Below are 15020 nucleotides of genomic sequence, written 5' to 3'. Positions count from 1 at the left end.
GCATGATTCGCCGCGCGCCACTGGCATCTGACGAGGGTCTTGCCCAGAGCATGACCCGATCAAAACTGCATGGGTTTAATTGCGGCGCTGTCTGAGTCAGCGGGTGACGCCGCCGCCCTGCCTCGAAAATGCTCGGTTTAACTCTCGTTTTCCGCATTTTCCGGGCCAGCGGGTGATACCACCTGTCTGGAAAATGCTTTAGATTGCCGCGATGGCTGACATACAATCTGCAAATGCTTCCGCGCCCATTGTCGTTCGACGTCAGGACTATAGGCCGCCCGACTGGCTCGTCCCCGAGATTGAGCTGGACTTCCTTTTGGACCCCGCGCGCACGACGGTAAGGGCAAGGCTGAACGTTAGCCGCAATGGTGCGCATGATCGCGCGCTGAGGCTGGACGGAGATGAACTGACGCCCGTCGAAGTAAAGGTGGACGGCCACGCCCTCGGCTCGGGCGAGTGGAAGACGGATGGCGGCGCCTTGATTATCCCGCTTTCGGGCGGGGTTCATCAGGTGGAAACGCTGGTGGAGCTTGCTCCTGAGCATAACAGCAAGCTGATGGGCCTTTATGCCAGCGGCGGGCTGCTTTGCACCCAATGTGAGGCGGAAGGATTTCGTCGGATCACCTTCTTCCCGGATCGACCGGACATCCTCTCCCGCTATTCCGTTCGAATGGAGGCGGACAAGGCGCGCTATCCGATCCTGCTTTCCAACGGTGATCCGGTCGGGCGGGGCGAACTTTCCAGCGGGCGGCATTGGGCACGATGGACCGATCCGTACCCCAAACCCTGCTATCTCTTCGCGCTGGTTGCGGGCGACCTTGCCTGCAACAGCGACAGCTTCGTGACGATGAGTGGGCGCGAGGTGAAGCTGGGCATCTGGGTGAAGGAAGCTGATCTACCGCGCACGGGCCATGCCATGCAGGCGTTGAAGAACAGCATGGCGTGGGATGAGCGCGTCTATGGTCGCGAATATGACCTGGACGTCTTCAACATCGTCGCCGTGGCGGACTTCAACTTCGGCGCGATGGAGAATAAGGGCCTTAACATATTCAATTCGCGCTACATTCTGGCCGATCCCGAGACCGCGACGGATGCCGATTATGACGGCGTCGAAGGGGTGGTGGCGCATGAATATTTCCACAACTGGTCAGGAAATCGCGTCACCTGCCGGGACTGGTTCCAGTTGTCGTTGAAGGAGGGTTTCACCGTCTTTCGCGATCAGAACTTTTCGGCGGACATGGGTAGCGAGGCTGTCAAGCGCATCGAGGACGTGCGGGTGCTGCGCGCGGCGCAGTTTCAGGAAGATGGAGGTCCGCTTGCCCATCCGGTCAGGCCGGAATCCTATATGGAAATCAGTAACTTCTATACCGCGACCATCTACAACAAGGGCGCTGAACTGATTAGGATGATCGCGCTGATGCTGGGGCCGGATCGCTTCCGCACCGCGACGGACCTCTATTTCGAGCGGCACGATGGCGAGGCGGCGACTTGCGAGGATTTCGTCCGGGCGATGGAAGAGGGGGGCGGGGCGGACCTTACCCAGTTCCGCCGCTGGTATGAGCAGGCCGGAACGCCGCATGTCCGGGCGAGCCTGACGCATGACCCCGTTACCCAGACCGCTGAGCTGCTGTTGGAGCAAAGCACGCCGCCGACGCCGGGCCAGCCGGAAAAGCTTCCGTTCGCCCTCCCGCTTCGGACAGCCTTGTTCGATCGCGGCAGCGGCGGAAGTTCGGGCGAGACGCTGTTGATCCTGACGGAGAAGCAGCAGCGCTTCACCTTCAAGAACTGTGTTGCTGCGCCGATTCTGTCCATCAATCGTGGCTTCTCAGCGCCGGTGGTCGTCGAAACAGACAGGAGCCAAGCCGATCTGGCTTTCCTGTCCGCGCATGATGACGATCCCTTCGCCCGCTATGAAGCGATGCAGCAGTTGATGGTCAATGCCTTGGTTGGCCATGTCGCCGGACAGGCGTTGGACGCGGCGGCAATCGTCACGGCGATCCGGGATACCGTCACCGACCCGCATCTTGATGGGGCGTTCATCGCGGAAGCCATTCGCTTGCCGAGCGAAGCCTATCTGGGCGATCAGATGGCGCAGGTCGATCCGGATGCCATCCATGAGGCACGCGATGCGTTGCAGCGCCGGATCGGCCGCGAGTTGGAGCCCCTTTGGCGCGACGTGCACGCGCGAAACAGGGCGAACGGCTTTTCGCTGTCCTCGGCGGCGAAGGGCGCGCGCAAGCTGCGCAACGGCGCCTTGGTCTATTTGGTCGCTTCAGGCGCGGCCGATGCAGCGGGGCTGGCCTTCTCCCAATTTGATGAAGCCGATAACATGACGGAGCGGCAATCGGCTCTTGCGACCCTTGCCAACGGCCGCAGTGACGAGCGGGAGGCGGCGCTCGACATTTTCTATAACCGCTACCGGGATGATCCGCTGACGCTCGACAAGTGGTTCCAGACGCAGGCTTTTGCTTCCCACCCTGATACGGTCGATCTGGTGGAGGAGCTGGGGCGGCATCCGGACTTTACTCTGGCCAATCCCAACCGGGTCCGTTCGCTTTTTGGCGCGTTCGCCGGAAACCAGTGGGCGTTCCATCACCGATCGGGCAAGGGCTATCGGCTTGTTGCCGACTGCATCATTGCGCTCGACAAGCTCAATCCGCAGACCGCCGCGCGGCTGGTGCCGCCGCTGGGGCGGTGGCGGCGCTTCGATGAGGGCCGGGCTGCCCTGATGCGGCGCGAGTTACAGAGAATTTTGGGTCAACCGGGCCTGTCGAAGGACGTTACCGAGCAGGTGGGCAAGAGCCTGGATTAAGGCGACATTCGCCATGCCGATACAGGTTCGGCATGGCCTATCGTCCCTCAGCGCCCGCTGGCCGCCAGCCATGCCGCGACGTCGGCAGCAACTTTGTTGGCCGCGCTGTTGAGCGGAGTGCCGATGGTCGTCGCATCGATCTTGCCGCCTATGGGGGCGCTCGCCGTGAACCGCTGGCGCGCGATCGCGGTGCCGCCCGGTCCCGCAAGGATAGCGTCATAGGTGACCACGGCGCTGTTGCTCGCTTCATCTAGGCCGAAATCGACCAAGTCACCCATCAGCCGCTGGCCCGCATCGGCCGAATATTGACCGGGATCGAGCACGATGCGGTTGCTGCTGGCGGCGATGGTTTCGGACAGCAGCTTCTGGAACAGGTGACGCGGCGTGTCGGCCCACTGCACCTTGGTGACATAGGCGATCGATGTGGGCGACGTGCGCACCGGAACGCGTACGGTGTCGAGGAGCTTGGGCGCCTCCGGATCGGCAACCGTGATGGTTGTCCCCGCGGTCGCGCTGCGGAGCGTGCCAGGAGTGACCTTCTGCGCCGCGTCGAGTGACAGCAGCCGTTCCGGCGGCTTCCCGCCGAAGGAAACGCAGCCTGACAGCGTCGCGGCGAGCGCCAGCATGATGGGAAGGGCGGCAGGTTTCTTGTGGAACGTCATCGCGGTCCCTCTCATCGCTTGTAATCGGGCAGTTTGGGCGATCCAACGATCGACCCCGCGCCCTGTTGATCGAGTTTTTCGGCAACGCCGCGGAAGGCGCGCGACATTTCCCGCAGGTCGCGGACCAGCTGATTGACTTCAGGCATGGTCTGGTTGCTGAACGCACGCACGCCCGGTTGTGCTTCGGCGATCGTCTTGTCGAGCGTTTCGATGCTGCGGGTCGCGGACTGCACGCTCTTGCGCAAGTCGGCCATCAGCGGCTTGCCTTCGTCGGTCAGCATCGAGTCGGTGGTCGCGGCGAGCTTGCCGATCTGTTCCGCCGCGATGCCCGTGCGCTGGACCGCGATGCGCGCTTCGGCAAGGGTGGCTGCAATTTCCGGGCTGCGATCGGCGAGGGCGCCCGACACGCGCTCGACATTGGCAAGGATGCCCGCGATCGATTGCTGGTTCTTGTCGTTCAGCAGTTCGGTTAGACGCTCGGTCAGGGTTGAGAGTCGCTCCAGCAGTTGCGGCGCGTTGTTCAACAGTTCGCCAAGCGCCCCTGGCTTGGTCGGAATGACCGGAATGCCGTCAGGGCAGGCGGACAGGGGATTTTCCTCAGGGCAGCCGATGGGCGGCGCACCCTTTACGGCGCCGTCCAGCACGATCTCGCTGACGCCGGTGAAGCCGACGCCCGCGATGGTGGCGGTGGTGCCTTGAAGAACGGGCGTGCCTTCCTTCACGGAGATGCGCACCTTTACGAAGCTGGGGTCACGTTTCCACAGCTCGATCTTTTCGACCTGTCCGGAAGGAACGCCGGAATAATTGACGCTCGACCCCTTGGCGAGGCCGTTCACCGACTGTTTGAAGAAGATGTCATATTCCATGTTGTCGCCTTCGGAGAGGCGAGAGAACCAGAAGGCGGCGACCATGATCGCCGCCAGCAGCAGCAATGTGACCGTGCCCACCAGCACATGGTTGGAGCGGGTTTCCATTATATTATCGCCTTCCGTCCGATGGCTGTGCCGCCGTCTTTTCCCGTTCGCGGGTCACGGCCGCCGTGGCGGCGCGGCCGCGAGGACCGTTGAAATATTCCTGAATCCAGGGGTGATCGGTCGCCAATAGCTCATCAATGGTGCCGACCGCGATGACCTTTCTGTCCGCCAGCACCGCTACGCGGTCGCAGATGGAATATAGCGTGTCGAGGTCATGGGTAATGAGGAAGACGGTGAGGCCAAGCGTCTGTTGAAGCTTGCGCGTCTGATCGTCGAACGCCGCTGCGCCGATCGGGTCGAGTCCGGCAGTCGGTTCGTCAAGAAACAGCAGGTCGGGGTCGAGCGCCAGCGCGCGGGCTAGGCCCGCCCGCTTCTTCATGCCGCCTGAAAGCTCGGCGGGATATTTAGGACCAGCTTCGGCGGGGAGACCCGTCAGCCGGATCTTGTAGGCGGCGATCTCGTCGCGCAGTTGCGGCCCGATATTGGGATAATATTCGCGGATCGGCACCTCGACATTTTCAGCCACCGTAAGGGTGGAGAAGAGCGCGCCGCCTTGGAACAACACGCCCCAACGCTTGCGGATGGCCAGCGCCTCGTCATCCAGGCGGCCGACCATCGATTCGCCAAATACGTGGATTTCGCCTTCGTCAGGTGTCTGGAGGCCGATGATCGAGCGCATCAATACCGATTTGCCGGTGCCCGAGCCGCCGACGACGCCCAATATCTCGCCCTTACGCACGTCGAGGTCGAGATTTTCATGCACGACCTGATCGCCGAAGCTGTTCTTGAGGCCCCGGACGGAGATGGCGATTTCGCTTTTTGCGACGGCATTGTCGACGCGCGCCTCTTCGGCGGCCGCTTCTTCTTCCTCGGCCATCAGTTCCACCCTAGCCAAGTGAAGAAGACAGCGAAAAACGCATCGATCACAATCACCAAAAAGATCGCTTGGACAACGGCAGCCGTGGTTCGCAGCCCGACTTCCTCAGCGTTGCTCTTCACCTGCATCCCCTGGAAGCAGCCGGAAAGCGCGATGATGATACCGAAGACGGGGGCCTTGAGCAGGCCAACCCAAAGGTCTGTGATCGGCACCACCTCTCGCAACCGCTGGATGAAGGTGATCGGCGGGATGTCCAGCGAGACGGCGCACAGGAACCCACCGCCGATTACCGCGACGATGGAGGAATAGAAGCCGAGCAGCGGCATCATGATGACAACCGCCAGCGTCCGGGGGAGGACCAGCGCCTCCATAGGCGACACGCCGATGGTGCGCATCGCGTCCACTTCCTCGGTCAGCTTCATGGTGCCGAGCTGCGCGGCGAAGGCTGAGCCGGATCGGCCCGCGACCATGATCGCCGTCATCAGAACACCAAGTTCGCGGAAGGTCAGGCGGCCGACGAGGTTGATCGTCAGCATCTCCATGCCGAACTGGCGCAACTGCACCGATCCCTGCTGGGCTATGACGATCCCGATCAGGAAGCTCATGAGGCCGATGATGCCGAGCGCGGAGACGCCGACGACCTCGAACCTCTGCACCACGGCGTTGACGCGGAACTTGCTGGGATGCCGGATAACGTTCCAGCTTGCGACCAAGGTCGCGCCGAAAAAGCCGAGGAGGCCGAGAAGCGTCGTGAAGGAGTTGACCACCGCTTCGCCGATCTGGCCGACCACGCGCTGCAACGGGGGAACATAGTCGGGCCTGATGTTGACCGGCTCGTCCAGCTTGCCCACGGCCTCGATCAGGCGTCGCGCATCTTCATTGCCGCCGGTAAGCTCGCACCTCAGCCTTTTCGCGGTACGGTGGACCGTCCAGGCGCCGATCGTGTCCATATGGTCGATGCCGGACAGGTCGATGGCAGCGACCGGCCCCGACACCGCGTCGAGGCGGGCGGGCAGATCGCCCAGGCAGGCAATGGAAAAATGCCCGAGAAGCCGAATGACAGCACCGCCATCGCGCGTTTCTTCGGCAAGATCGGCGGCTTTGTTCATCAAGGCGGTTTAGTGGTCCATTATCGGTTGCACGGCAAGCCGAAACGGCCCATCCGCACGGTAGAACGATAGCAAGGCGCAAAAGTTTCGGAAACGGCATGACGCACCGTCTGGCAATATACGATATGGACCGCACGGTGACCTTTTCGGGCACCTATACTGGCTTCCTGATACATGTTTCCAAAGGCCTGGCGCCATGGCGGCTGGTGCTGCTGCCCTGCGTCATCCTGCTGATGCTCGCCTATGTGATGAGGCTCATCAGTCGGCAGCGGCTGAAGGAGCTGAATCAGGCGCTGATGATCGGTTTCAATGTCGAGCGCGCCAGGCTGATGCCACATGTCGAAAGCTATGCGGCCAAGGTCGTCGCGACCAATGTCCGCGCGGGCGCCCTCGACCAGATCGCAAGGGACAGGGCCGATGGATACCGGCTGGTGCTCGCCACCGCATCCTACCGCCTGTATGTGGAGCCGATCGCCCGCAGGCTGGGGTTCGACGCGGTGATCGCGACCGACCATTTGAGCCAGGACCTGCGTTATGTGCGCGCGAAGATCGCGGGCGAGAATTGCTACGACACCGGCAAGCTGCGGATGATCAAGGCGTGGATGGCGGCGCAAGCGATCGACCGTGACCATGCGCAGATCCGGGCCTATTCCGACCATGTGTCCGATGCGCCCATGCTGGAATTCGCCGACATGCCTTTCGCTTCCAATCCGCATAAGCCGCTCGCCAAGCTGGCTGCGAAGCGCGGGTGGACGCGGGTGGACTGGGCGTAGAACATTTTCGAAGCAGATGGCATCATCTGCTGGCTCGGATCATGCTCTAGATGCAGGCTCAGTGAAAACCGACCCGGTTGAGTAGAGCTTTTCCGGCAAAGAAGGCTTCCAGATTCGCCAACACCATCGCCGCCATGCGCGCGACTGCTTCCTGCGTGGCCCCGCCGATATGTGGTGTCAGGACGCAGTTGGGCATGTCCTTCCAGAGGTCGGCGGGGGTAGGTTCCTGCTGGAACACGTCCAGCGCCGCTCCGCCCAGTCTTCCCTGACGCAAAGCCCCCCTCAAGGCCTCTTCATCCACCAAATGCCCGCGCGCGACATTGACGAGCAGCCCGTCGCGACCGATTGCATCCATGACGCCGGCACTGATCATCCCACGATTGCTGCTGTCGGCGCGGGCCGCGACCAGCAATATGTCGCTGTCCTGTGCCAGAGCCTTCAAGCTTTCGGATCGCGGCCAGGGCAAGCCGGGCTTGTCGCGCGGACCCCACCAGCCGATCTGCATCCGCATCGCTTCCGCTCGCCGGGCGACAGCCTGCCCGATATGCCCCATACCGACGATGCCAAGCCGGGCCTGATTCATGGAACGGGTAAGCCGGTCTGATTCTGCTGTCCAAAGGCCCGCGCGCAATTGCCGGTCGCCTTCTACGATCGCACGCCGCTGCGCGAGCATCAGGCCGATCGCATGGTCCGCAACGTCCTCGGCATTGGCATCCGCGCCATGCGTGACGGCTATGCCGCGCCTTTCCGCCTCTTCCAGATCGATGCCGTCATAGCCGACGGTGAAGCAGGCGATGAGGCGGAGCTGCGGCATGGCGTCGAGCAGCGCAACGGAAAGCGGGAATTCGCCAGCCCAAACTATGGCCTTGGCATCGGCTTGCCGCTGGGCCTCCTCCTCCCACAGCGGCCGGGCGTCGTAGAAGGGTGAAAGGATATTCAGCAACGGCGCCAGCAGTGGCTGTCCAACCAGGACAACAGGGCGACTGCCGCTCATCCCACGGCCTGCAGCGCCTGCGCGAAGTCTGCGATCAGATCATCGGCATCCTCGCAGCCGATCGAGATGCGCACCATATTGTCGGTGATCGCCAGAGCCTTCTTGCGCTCGGCGGGCACGGACAGGTGCGTCATGGCCGCCGGGTGACTGGCGAGCGTCTCCGTGCCGCCAAGGCTGACGGCCAGCTTGGCGATCTTCAGCGCATCAAGGAAGGCGAAAGCTTCAGCCTCGCCACCCTTCAGATAAAGCGAGAAGGTCGATCCCGCGCCCGTGCAGTGGCGGTTGTAGATGTCCGCCTGACGTTCCGTTTCGGGGAAACCAAGATAGACGACCTTTTCCACCTGCGGCTGGTCTTTCAGCCAGGCGCAGACCTTCGCCGCATTTTCGCCAGCCCGGCTCATGCGCAACTCCAGCGTTTCGAGACTGCGGAGCAGCATCCAGGCGCTGTGCGGGTCGAGGATCGTGCCGATCGTATTGCGCATCAGCCGGATGGTGTTGATGAGGTCTTTTGGCCCCAGAACCCCGCCCGCCACAAGGTCGCTATGGCCGCCCGCATATTTGGTGAGGCTGTAGATGACGAGGTCCGCGCCATGGGCCAGCGGGTGGTGCCAGAGCGGGCCGAGGAAGGTGTTGTCGATCGCGACCGGAGGCAAATGGGCCTCTCCGGCGAAGAGATGGTCACGGCGGGCCACGACCGCCTCCACATCCACGAGCACATTGGTGGGGTTGGCCGGGCTCTCCAGATAGATGAGCGCGACGCGGCCGAGCGATTTTGCCCGTTCAATAACCGCGCTGATTTCCTCCTCCGTAGAACCGGCCGGGAAATCGAGCCATTGCACCCCGAACTTGCCGAGAATGCGGCCGATCAGCGATTCGGTCGCGGCATAAAGCGGCGCGGAATGGACGATCACATCGCCGGGCTGGACGAGGGCGAGCAGCGTGGTCGCGATTGCCGACATGCCGCTGGAAAAAAGCAGGGCGTCTTCCGCTTCTTCCCACACGGCCAGCCGGTCTTCGGCGATTTCCTGATTGGGGCCGTTGAAGCGGGAATAGACCAGCCCTTCCGCGCCGCCGGGCCTGATCCCGGTGACGCCTTCAAAATGCCGCTTGCCTGCGGCGGCGCTTTCGAAAGCGAAGGTGGAGGTGAGGAATATGGGCGGCTTGAGCGATCCTTCCGACAGCATCGGGTCGTAGCCATGTCCCATCATCAGCGTCGCGGGCTTCAGCTTGCGCCCACCGATCTCCATGATCGCTGGCTTGGCGCGTCGGCGCTTGCGCGGGGGCTCGGCACCTGAAAGGTCGGCCTCTGTCTCGCCGGTCATCGCTGTTTCTCCTGCGTTTGCGGCCTTTGCCGCCTCTTTATGATGCCAGGAGTGTAACGCCTTTCGAGGGGAAAGAGATCAGCCATTCCGGCAATTATGTTATCGCCATGACATCGCGCGGGGATCGTGACAGGGGCTGCGCGCGTTCCTACATCTATCGATATGAACCAACGCCTTCCCGAACCGCTGGAGCAATGGTTCACCGCGCGCGGATGGTCGCCGCGTCGTCATCAGATGGACATGCTGGCAGCCGCACGTGTCGGCGATCATGCGCTGCTGGTGGCGCCTACAGGGGCGGGAAAGACATTGGCGGGGTTCCTGCCTACGCTTGCCGACCTGATCGAAGAACCGGCCGAGGGTCTCCACACCCTCTATGTGTCGCCGCTGAAGGCGCTGGCGGTCGATGTGCGCCGCAATCTGCTTACCCCGATCGAGGAGATGGACCTGCCGATCCGGGTCGAGACGCGCACGGGCGACACGCCTTCGGATCGCAAGGCGCGGCAGCGGGCGCGGCCGCCGCAGATATTGCTGACCACGCCTGAATCGCTATCGCTGCTCTTGAGCTATCCCGACAGCTTCCTGATGTTCGGGCAGCTCAAGACGGTGATCATTGATGAGGTCCACGCCTTCGCCACCCAGAAGCGCGGCGATTTGCTCAGCCTGTCGCTCGCGCGGTTGCAGAGGATCAATCCCGGACTGCGCCGCGTCGCGCTATCCGCGACCGTGGCGGATGTCGACGCCTATCGGGCCTGGCTCGCGCCCGACGGTGACATCAACAGTGTGACGCCGGTCATGGGCGAGCAGGGCGCTGATCCCGAGGTCGCGATCCTCATTCCGGAAGGGCGCATCCCCTGGTCGGGCCATTCCGGCAAATATGCCGCAAAGCAGGTCATGGCCGAAATCGAGCGGCGGCAGACGACGCTGGTCTTTTGCAATACGCGGGGGCTTGCCGAGCTGATCTTCCAGGAATTGTGGACCGCGAATGAGGCGAACCTGCCCATCGGCATCCATCATGGCAGCCTGTCGGTAGAGGCCCGGCGCAAGGTGGAAAATGCGATGGCCGATGGCAGGCTTCGCGCGCTCGTCGCGACCGCGAGCCTCGACCTGGGCGTCGATTGGGGCAATGTCGATTGCGTGATCCAGATGGGTGCGCCCAAGGGATCGTCCCGCCTGCTCCAGCGCATCGGTCGCGCCAATCACCGGCTGGACCAGCCAAGCGAAGCCATCATCATTCCCGGCAACCGTTTTGAATATCTTGAGGCGCGGGCTGCGCTTGACGCCGTGGAGGCGGGGGAGCGGGATGCCGATGACTTTCGTACCGGCAGCCTTGACGTTCTGGCGCAGCATGTGATGGCGCTCGCCTGCGCCGCGCCGTTCGCGGAACAAGAGTTGCTGGAGGAAATCCGATCAGCCACCCCCTATAGTGCGCTCACCGATGAGGGCTTTGCCAACGTCCTGCACTTCATCGAAGGGGGCGGTTATGCCTTGCGCGCTTATGACCGGTTCAAGCGACTAACCCACGATGCGGACGGGATATGGCGCGTGTCGCACCCGCGCTTCATTCAGCAGCATCGTATGAATGCCGGGATCATCGTCGACCAGCCGGTGCTGGACGTGCGTTTCGCCAATGGCCGCAAGCTCGGCACAGTGGAGGAGGGTTTCGCCGCGACGCTGCGACCCGGCGACAGCTTCTTCTTTTCCGGCCTCGCGCTGGAGGTGGTGCGGATGGATGTCACCGACCTGGTTGTGCGGGCGACGTCGAAGCAGGCGCGGGTGCCCGCCTGGGGTGGCACGCGCATGGCAATGTCCACGCGGCTCGCCGATCGTGTGCGGCACTTCCTGGCCGAGCCGGAGGAATGGCACCGCTTTCCTGACGATGTGCGGGAGTGGCTGGAGGTGCAGAAATATCGCTCCGCCCTGCCTGAGCCGGGGCAACTGCTGATTGAAACCTTCCCGCATGAAGGGCGGCATTATCTGATCTGCTACAGTTTTGAAGGATGGAATGCGCATCAGTCGCTGGGCATGCTGCTCACCCGCCGGATGGATGCGCAGGGTTTGATGCCGCTGGGTTTCGTATCCAATGACTATGCGCTCGCCGTCTACGGGCTCAAACCCGTGACGGACCCGCAGAGCCTGTTTTCCGCCGACATTCTGGATCATGAATTTGTCGAATGGGTCGAACAATCGAGCCTGTTGAAGCGCGCTTTCCGGGACGTCGCGGTCATAGCTGGCCTGATCGAGCGTCAGCATCCTGGCAAGCGAAAGACCGGGCGACAGGTCACTTTCTCGACTGATCTCATCTATGACGTGCTGCGTAAATATCAGCCGGATCATTTGCTGTTGAAGGCGGCTTGGGCCGATGCCCGCGCGCGCATGACGGATGTCGGGCGGCTGGGAGACCTGATCGATCGGGCATCGGCAACGATGCTGCATATCGATCTGGATAGAGTAAGCCCGCTGGCGGTGCCGGTGCTGATCCTGATCGGCCGCGAACAGGTCGCGCAGGCAGCGGCCGAAGATGCCCTGCTGATGGAGGCGGAGGCGCTGGTGGCAGAGGCGATGCGGACGGATTAGAAGTCCTCGCGCACTCCGCCGCAGCCCTTCAAAGTTCCTTCGCCAAAAGACAGTGCTACGCGATCGGCCCAATGTGCGTCGCTCATGCCGTCGTTGCATGGTCCGTCCGTCACGGTCATCGAAAATCCGTCCGCCAGATACCGCACGGCGCGACCGTCATCCGTCCGGTTGACGGAGACATGAACGGGCGCCTTGTCCGGGCGCTCCAGCGTGGCAACCGAGCCTTTGACCGTTACCGCCCAAAAGGGTTCGGTTCCCAGAGCGCGATAGCGCGTTTCGTTGCTGAGCGGTGCGGTGTTCACTCTTTCCGGGGGAGGTTGCGGGGTTGGCGCGTCAGCGACATTTGCTGGTTCGTCATGATCCGCCTGCTGGTTCAAAATGGGCGTTTCCGCGACTGGCGTATCTTTCGCACGATGTTCACCCATGTCTTCCTTCCGGCCGCAACCCGCGAGCAGAAGAGCGCCTGCAACGAACAGCCATGCCTTCATATTTCCCTCGCCTCTTTACTGTTAATTAATATACCCTCGGATATATACCGAAGCATAAACAGCATCTTAGCAGATGATTAACCATGTTGTTTAGGCAAATGAACAGCATGTGTTGAGTAGAAAATCCCCGAGCGAAGGGGATTTTCAATGCGTCCTTCTATGTTTGGCCGATTGTCGTGCAGCGAGGCGAGCGCTGATTCGCCGCGTTGTCCCACGTCTGCCGCCGATCGGGCGTCTCTCCGGGCACTTTTGGCCAGGTTCAGGGCCGAGACATCAGGCATCGCCCTTGTTGAAACGGCGCTGGTTGCGCCTTTCCTGGCCATCATCCTCATGGGCACGGTCGATGCGGCCCGTTACGGCGCGGCTAAGATGAAAATCCAACAAGCCGTCAATCGCGGTCTGGAGATGTCATGGATGGGCGGCACGGACGTTGTCGCAACCGACATTCAGGCGCAGGCGGCAGCGCAGGCGAATGTGCCGACCAGTGCCGTGACGGTCACCCAGACACTTGAGTGCGGGGGCACGGCGACAACCTGGACCACCAATGCCAACCCCTGCGCCTCCGGCGAAACCGCTCGCTACACGCAGATTCAGATTTCAACGACCTTCACGCCATCCTTTGCGCTCGGTTCGCTGGCGAAGATGCTGGCCAACTCGAATGGCGTCGTGCCGATTTCCGCGACCGGAGTCCTGAGAATCCAATGACACGGCTTTTTCGCCTTCTCCATCAGCTTGCGTGCGATTGCCGTGGCGCCGGTGTGCTGGAATTCGCGCTGGTAGCGCCTGTCCTGCTGGGCATGCTGATCGGGATTCCGGCGCTCGGGATACTCTTTTATGCGCAGGCTGGGCTCAGGAGCACTGTCGAGGATGCCGCGCGTTATGCAACGACGTGGCCAAAGCCGAGCGAGGCCGACATACAGGCAAGAATAGCGTCAAAGCAGTTCGGGATGAACTCGGCCAACATCGTTGCGCCGACCGTCACGTTCACGACGAGTTCGAAGCCCAACTATGTCACCATAACGATGGGCTACAATGTCACCATCAACTTTCTGCTCGGCAGCAAGACGATCGCGCTGTCCGAAACGCGCAGAGCCTATGTCACGAGCTAAAGCCGAGGAGCTGACGATGCCATTGCTCAATTGCTTGTCCCGTCTTCGCACGCTTTGGTCCGACGCGCGGGGCAATGCGCTCATGCTGACGGCGCTGGCGCTTCCCGTCATGATCGGCGCGGCGGGGCTTGGCGTCCACACCATGCAGCTTTCGCATGTGAAGCGGGAATTGCAGCGGGAGGCCGACTCCGCGGCGATGGCAGGCGCCTATTCGCTCTATCAAAGTCAGGGTAACAGTGCGGCCACCGCTCAGGCGAACAAGGCGCTGACACAGAATGCTCTTGTCCCGGGAGCCACCTCTACGATCACGCCGGGGGCTTATACTACCAGTAGTGGCACCACTTACACCTCGGCAATGTATGTTCGTTTGGCCAGCACTCAGCCCACGGCCTTGATGGCCCTGTTTGGCATGTCCACGTCCACCGTGGCCGCTGAGGCGCGGGCGGCGGTGGTTTCCGATGGCAAGGTCTGTTTCCTTGCCAAGGAGAGTGGCAACAACACCGGGATCACCTTTGCGGGCAACTCGACACTCGATCTGGGATGCGGCGCGGGCACCAATTCGATCAGCAGCAATGCGGTGAACGTGAACGGCCAGCCGACCGTGAAGGTTTCGCCCATCGTAGCTATGGGTGGAATCCCCTCATCTACCGCCTATGCCGCTGGCACCATGCTCATGCCCAATCATGCAGCGCTGACCGATCCGTTTGCGGGCACCAATCTTGACCCGAGCACCAACGATGTTTCCAATGGGAAGTGCAAGAACGGCAGCAATTGGAATGTCATAAGCATCGCATCGAGCGATCCGCCGGTTAATGATATTAGTGGGTCTCTTTATCCGCCTGGCTGCTATGGAACGATCAATGTCCAAGGCACCCTGACGCTGAAGCCGGGCGTCTACTACCTGGCCAATGGGGCGAATAATGCGGGCCTGCAAGTTGGCGCTCAGGGCCATCTTACCTGCATGGGCTGCACTTTCGTGCTGACCAGCACGACGCCCAATAACGCGAACAGTTTCGCGACGATGGATATCAACGGTGGAGCGGAGGTCGATCTTTCTCAATCCACCAGCGGCACCTATAGCGGCATCACCATCTATCGGGACAGCAGGGCGGCGGCGAGCAATCAGTGCTGCCAGGTCAACGGCAATTCCAATTCGACCCTCAGTGGCGCCTTCTATTTCCCGAACGATACGCTGACCTTCAACGGCACATCGGGCATGTCGCTCACCTGCTTCCAGATGGTCGCGCTGCGCCTGTCCTTCAGCGGAAACGCGACGATCACGAACACATGCGACCCCCCGGGGGAGCGTCCAAATGGTCGTTGACC

At 62.0% G+C, this 15020-nt stretch carries 13 protein-coding genes; 6 read left to right on the top strand and 7 right to left on the bottom strand.

Annotation, left to right across the window (positions count from 1 at the left end):
- The first annotated feature begins 211 nt into the window (after positions 1-211).
- The gene (pepN, locus tag ACWNC0_RS21650; protein ID WP_449474501.1) at positions 212-2812 is read left to right on the top strand and encodes an aminopeptidase N; all 2601 of its coding nucleotides are present in this window, start codon (positions 212-214) and stop codon (positions 2810-2812) included.
- A 47-nt stretch (positions 2813-2859) separates the two neighbouring features.
- On the opposite strand, the gene ACWNC0_RS21645 is transcribed toward pepN, so the two are convergent.
- The 4 genes from ACWNC0_RS21645 to ACWNC0_RS21630 are packed head-to-tail and all read right to left on the bottom strand — an operon-like array spanning position 2860 to position 6434.
- On the bottom strand, positions 2860-3474 hold the full coding sequence (locus ACWNC0_RS21645; RefSeq protein ID WP_449474500.1) for an ABC-type transport auxiliary lipoprotein family protein: 615 nt from the start codon (positions 3472-3474) through the stop codon (positions 2860-2862).
- Positions 3475-3485: 11 nt separating this feature from the next.
- Positions 3486-4448 (bottom strand): MlaD family protein, encoded by a 963-nt coding sequence (locus ACWNC0_RS21640; protein WP_449474499.1) that lies wholly within the window; start codon positions 4446-4448, stop codon positions 3486-3488.
- A 4-nt stretch (positions 4449-4452) separates the two neighbouring features.
- Positions 4453-5325 (bottom strand): ABC transporter ATP-binding protein, encoded by an 873-nt coding sequence (locus ACWNC0_RS21635; protein ID WP_449474498.1) that lies wholly within the window; start codon positions 5323-5325, stop codon positions 4453-4455.
- The gene (locus ACWNC0_RS21630; protein WP_449474695.1) at positions 5325-6434 is read right to left on the bottom strand and encodes an MlaE family lipid ABC transporter permease subunit; all 1110 of its coding nucleotides are present in this window, start codon (positions 6432-6434) and stop codon (positions 5325-5327) included. The genes ACWNC0_RS21635 and ACWNC0_RS21630 overlap by 1 nt, the downstream gene beginning before the upstream one ends.
- Positions 6435-6532: 98 nt before the next feature.
- On the opposite strand from ACWNC0_RS21630, the gene ACWNC0_RS21625 reads away from it, so the two are divergent.
- Complete coding sequence (locus ACWNC0_RS21625; protein WP_449474497.1) at positions 6533-7207, top strand: HAD family hydrolase; 675 nt, start codon at positions 6533-6535, stop codon at positions 7205-7207.
- Between the two features lie 58 nt (positions 7208-7265).
- On the opposite strand, the gene ACWNC0_RS21620 is transcribed toward ACWNC0_RS21625, so the two are convergent.
- A complete protein-coding gene (locus tag ACWNC0_RS21620) occupies positions 7266-8201 on the bottom strand; it encodes a 2-hydroxyacid dehydrogenase (RefSeq protein WP_449474496.1) in 936 nt (311 codons plus the stop codon).
- Positions 8198-9523, bottom strand: a complete 1326-nt coding sequence (locus ACWNC0_RS21615) for a cystathionine gamma-synthase family protein (RefSeq protein ID WP_449474495.1) — start codon at positions 9521-9523, stop codon at positions 8198-8200. The genes ACWNC0_RS21620 and ACWNC0_RS21615 overlap by 4 nt, the downstream gene beginning before the upstream one ends.
- A gap of 162 nt (positions 9524-9685) precedes the next feature.
- Here ACWNC0_RS21615 and ACWNC0_RS21610 point away from each other — a divergent pair, with 162 nt between their 5' ends.
- A complete protein-coding gene (locus ACWNC0_RS21610; RefSeq protein ID WP_449474494.1) occupies positions 9686-12097 on the top strand; it encodes a ligase-associated DNA damage response DEXH box helicase in 2412 nt (803 codons plus the stop codon).
- Here ACWNC0_RS21610 and ACWNC0_RS21605 read toward each other — a convergent pair.
- Positions 12094-12585, bottom strand: coding sequence for a membrane-like protein (locus tag ACWNC0_RS21605; RefSeq protein ID WP_449474493.1), 492 nt, complete (start codon positions 12583-12585; stop codon positions 12094-12096). The genes ACWNC0_RS21610 and ACWNC0_RS21605 overlap by 4 nt on opposite strands.
- Before the next feature lie 249 nt (positions 12586-12834).
- On the opposite strand from ACWNC0_RS21605, the gene ACWNC0_RS21600 reads away from it, so the two are divergent.
- The 3 genes from ACWNC0_RS21600 to ACWNC0_RS21590 are packed head-to-tail and all read left to right on the top strand — an operon-like array spanning position 12835 to position 15018.
- Entirely contained in the window at positions 12835-13290 is a 456-nt protein-coding gene (locus ACWNC0_RS21600) for a TadE/TadG family type IV pilus assembly protein (protein WP_449474492.1), read from the top strand.
- A complete protein-coding gene (locus tag ACWNC0_RS21595; RefSeq protein ID WP_449474491.1) occupies positions 13287-13694 on the top strand; it encodes a TadE/TadG family type IV pilus assembly protein in 408 nt (135 codons plus the stop codon). The genes ACWNC0_RS21600 and ACWNC0_RS21595 overlap by 4 nt, the downstream gene beginning before the upstream one ends.
- 16 nt (positions 13695-13710) lie before the next feature.
- Positions 13711-15018 (top strand): pilus assembly protein TadG-related protein, encoded by a 1308-nt coding sequence (locus ACWNC0_RS21590; RefSeq protein WP_449474490.1) that lies wholly within the window; start codon positions 13711-13713, stop codon positions 15016-15018.
- Positions 15019-15020 lie beyond the last annotated feature (2 nt).

Source organism: Sphingobium chungangianum (genome assembly GCF_977014255.1).
The sequence above is the reverse complement of the archived record's forward strand: the minus strand, read 5'-3'. Positions and strand labels throughout refer to the sequence as shown.

Coding starts and splice junctions, on each gene's coding strand:
- pepN (WP_449474501.1), top strand. CDS start 212: ATGGCTGACATACAATCTGCAAATGCTTCCGCGCCCATTGTCGTTCGA.
- ACWNC0_RS21645 (WP_449474500.1), bottom strand. CDS start 3,474: ATGACGTTCCACAAGAAACCTGCCGCCCTTCCCATCATGCTGGCGCTC.
- ACWNC0_RS21640 (WP_449474499.1), bottom strand. CDS start 4,448: ATGGAAACCCGCTCCAACCATGTGCTGGTGGGCACGGTCACATTGCTG.
- ACWNC0_RS21635 (WP_449474498.1), bottom strand. CDS start 5,325: ATGGCCGAGGAAGAAGAAGCGGCCGCCGAAGAGGCGCGCGTCGACAAT.
- ACWNC0_RS21630 (WP_449474695.1), bottom strand. CDS start 6,434: ATGAACAAAGCCGCCGATCTTGCCGAAGAAACGCGCGATGGCGGTGCT.
- ACWNC0_RS21625 (WP_449474497.1), top strand. CDS start 6,533: ATGACGCACCGTCTGGCAATATACGATATGGACCGCACGGTGACCTTT.
- ACWNC0_RS21620 (WP_449474496.1), bottom strand. CDS start 8,201: ATGAGCGGCAGTCGCCCTGTTGTCCTGGTTGGACAGCCACTGCTGGCG.
- ACWNC0_RS21615 (WP_449474495.1), bottom strand. CDS start 9,523: ATGACCGGCGAGACAGAGGCCGACCTTTCAGGTGCCGAGCCCCCGCGC.
- ACWNC0_RS21610 (WP_449474494.1), top strand. CDS start 9,686: ATGAACCAACGCCTTCCCGAACCGCTGGAGCAATGGTTCACCGCGCGC.
- ACWNC0_RS21605 (WP_449474493.1), bottom strand. CDS start 12,585: ATGAAGGCATGGCTGTTCGTTGCAGGCGCTCTTCTGCTCGCGGGTTGC.
- ACWNC0_RS21595 (WP_449474491.1), top strand. CDS start 13,287: ATGACACGGCTTTTTCGCCTTCTCCATCAGCTTGCGTGCGATTGCCGT.
- ACWNC0_RS21590 (WP_449474490.1), top strand. CDS start 13,711: ATGCCATTGCTCAATTGCTTGTCCCGTCTTCGCACGCTTTGGTCCGAC.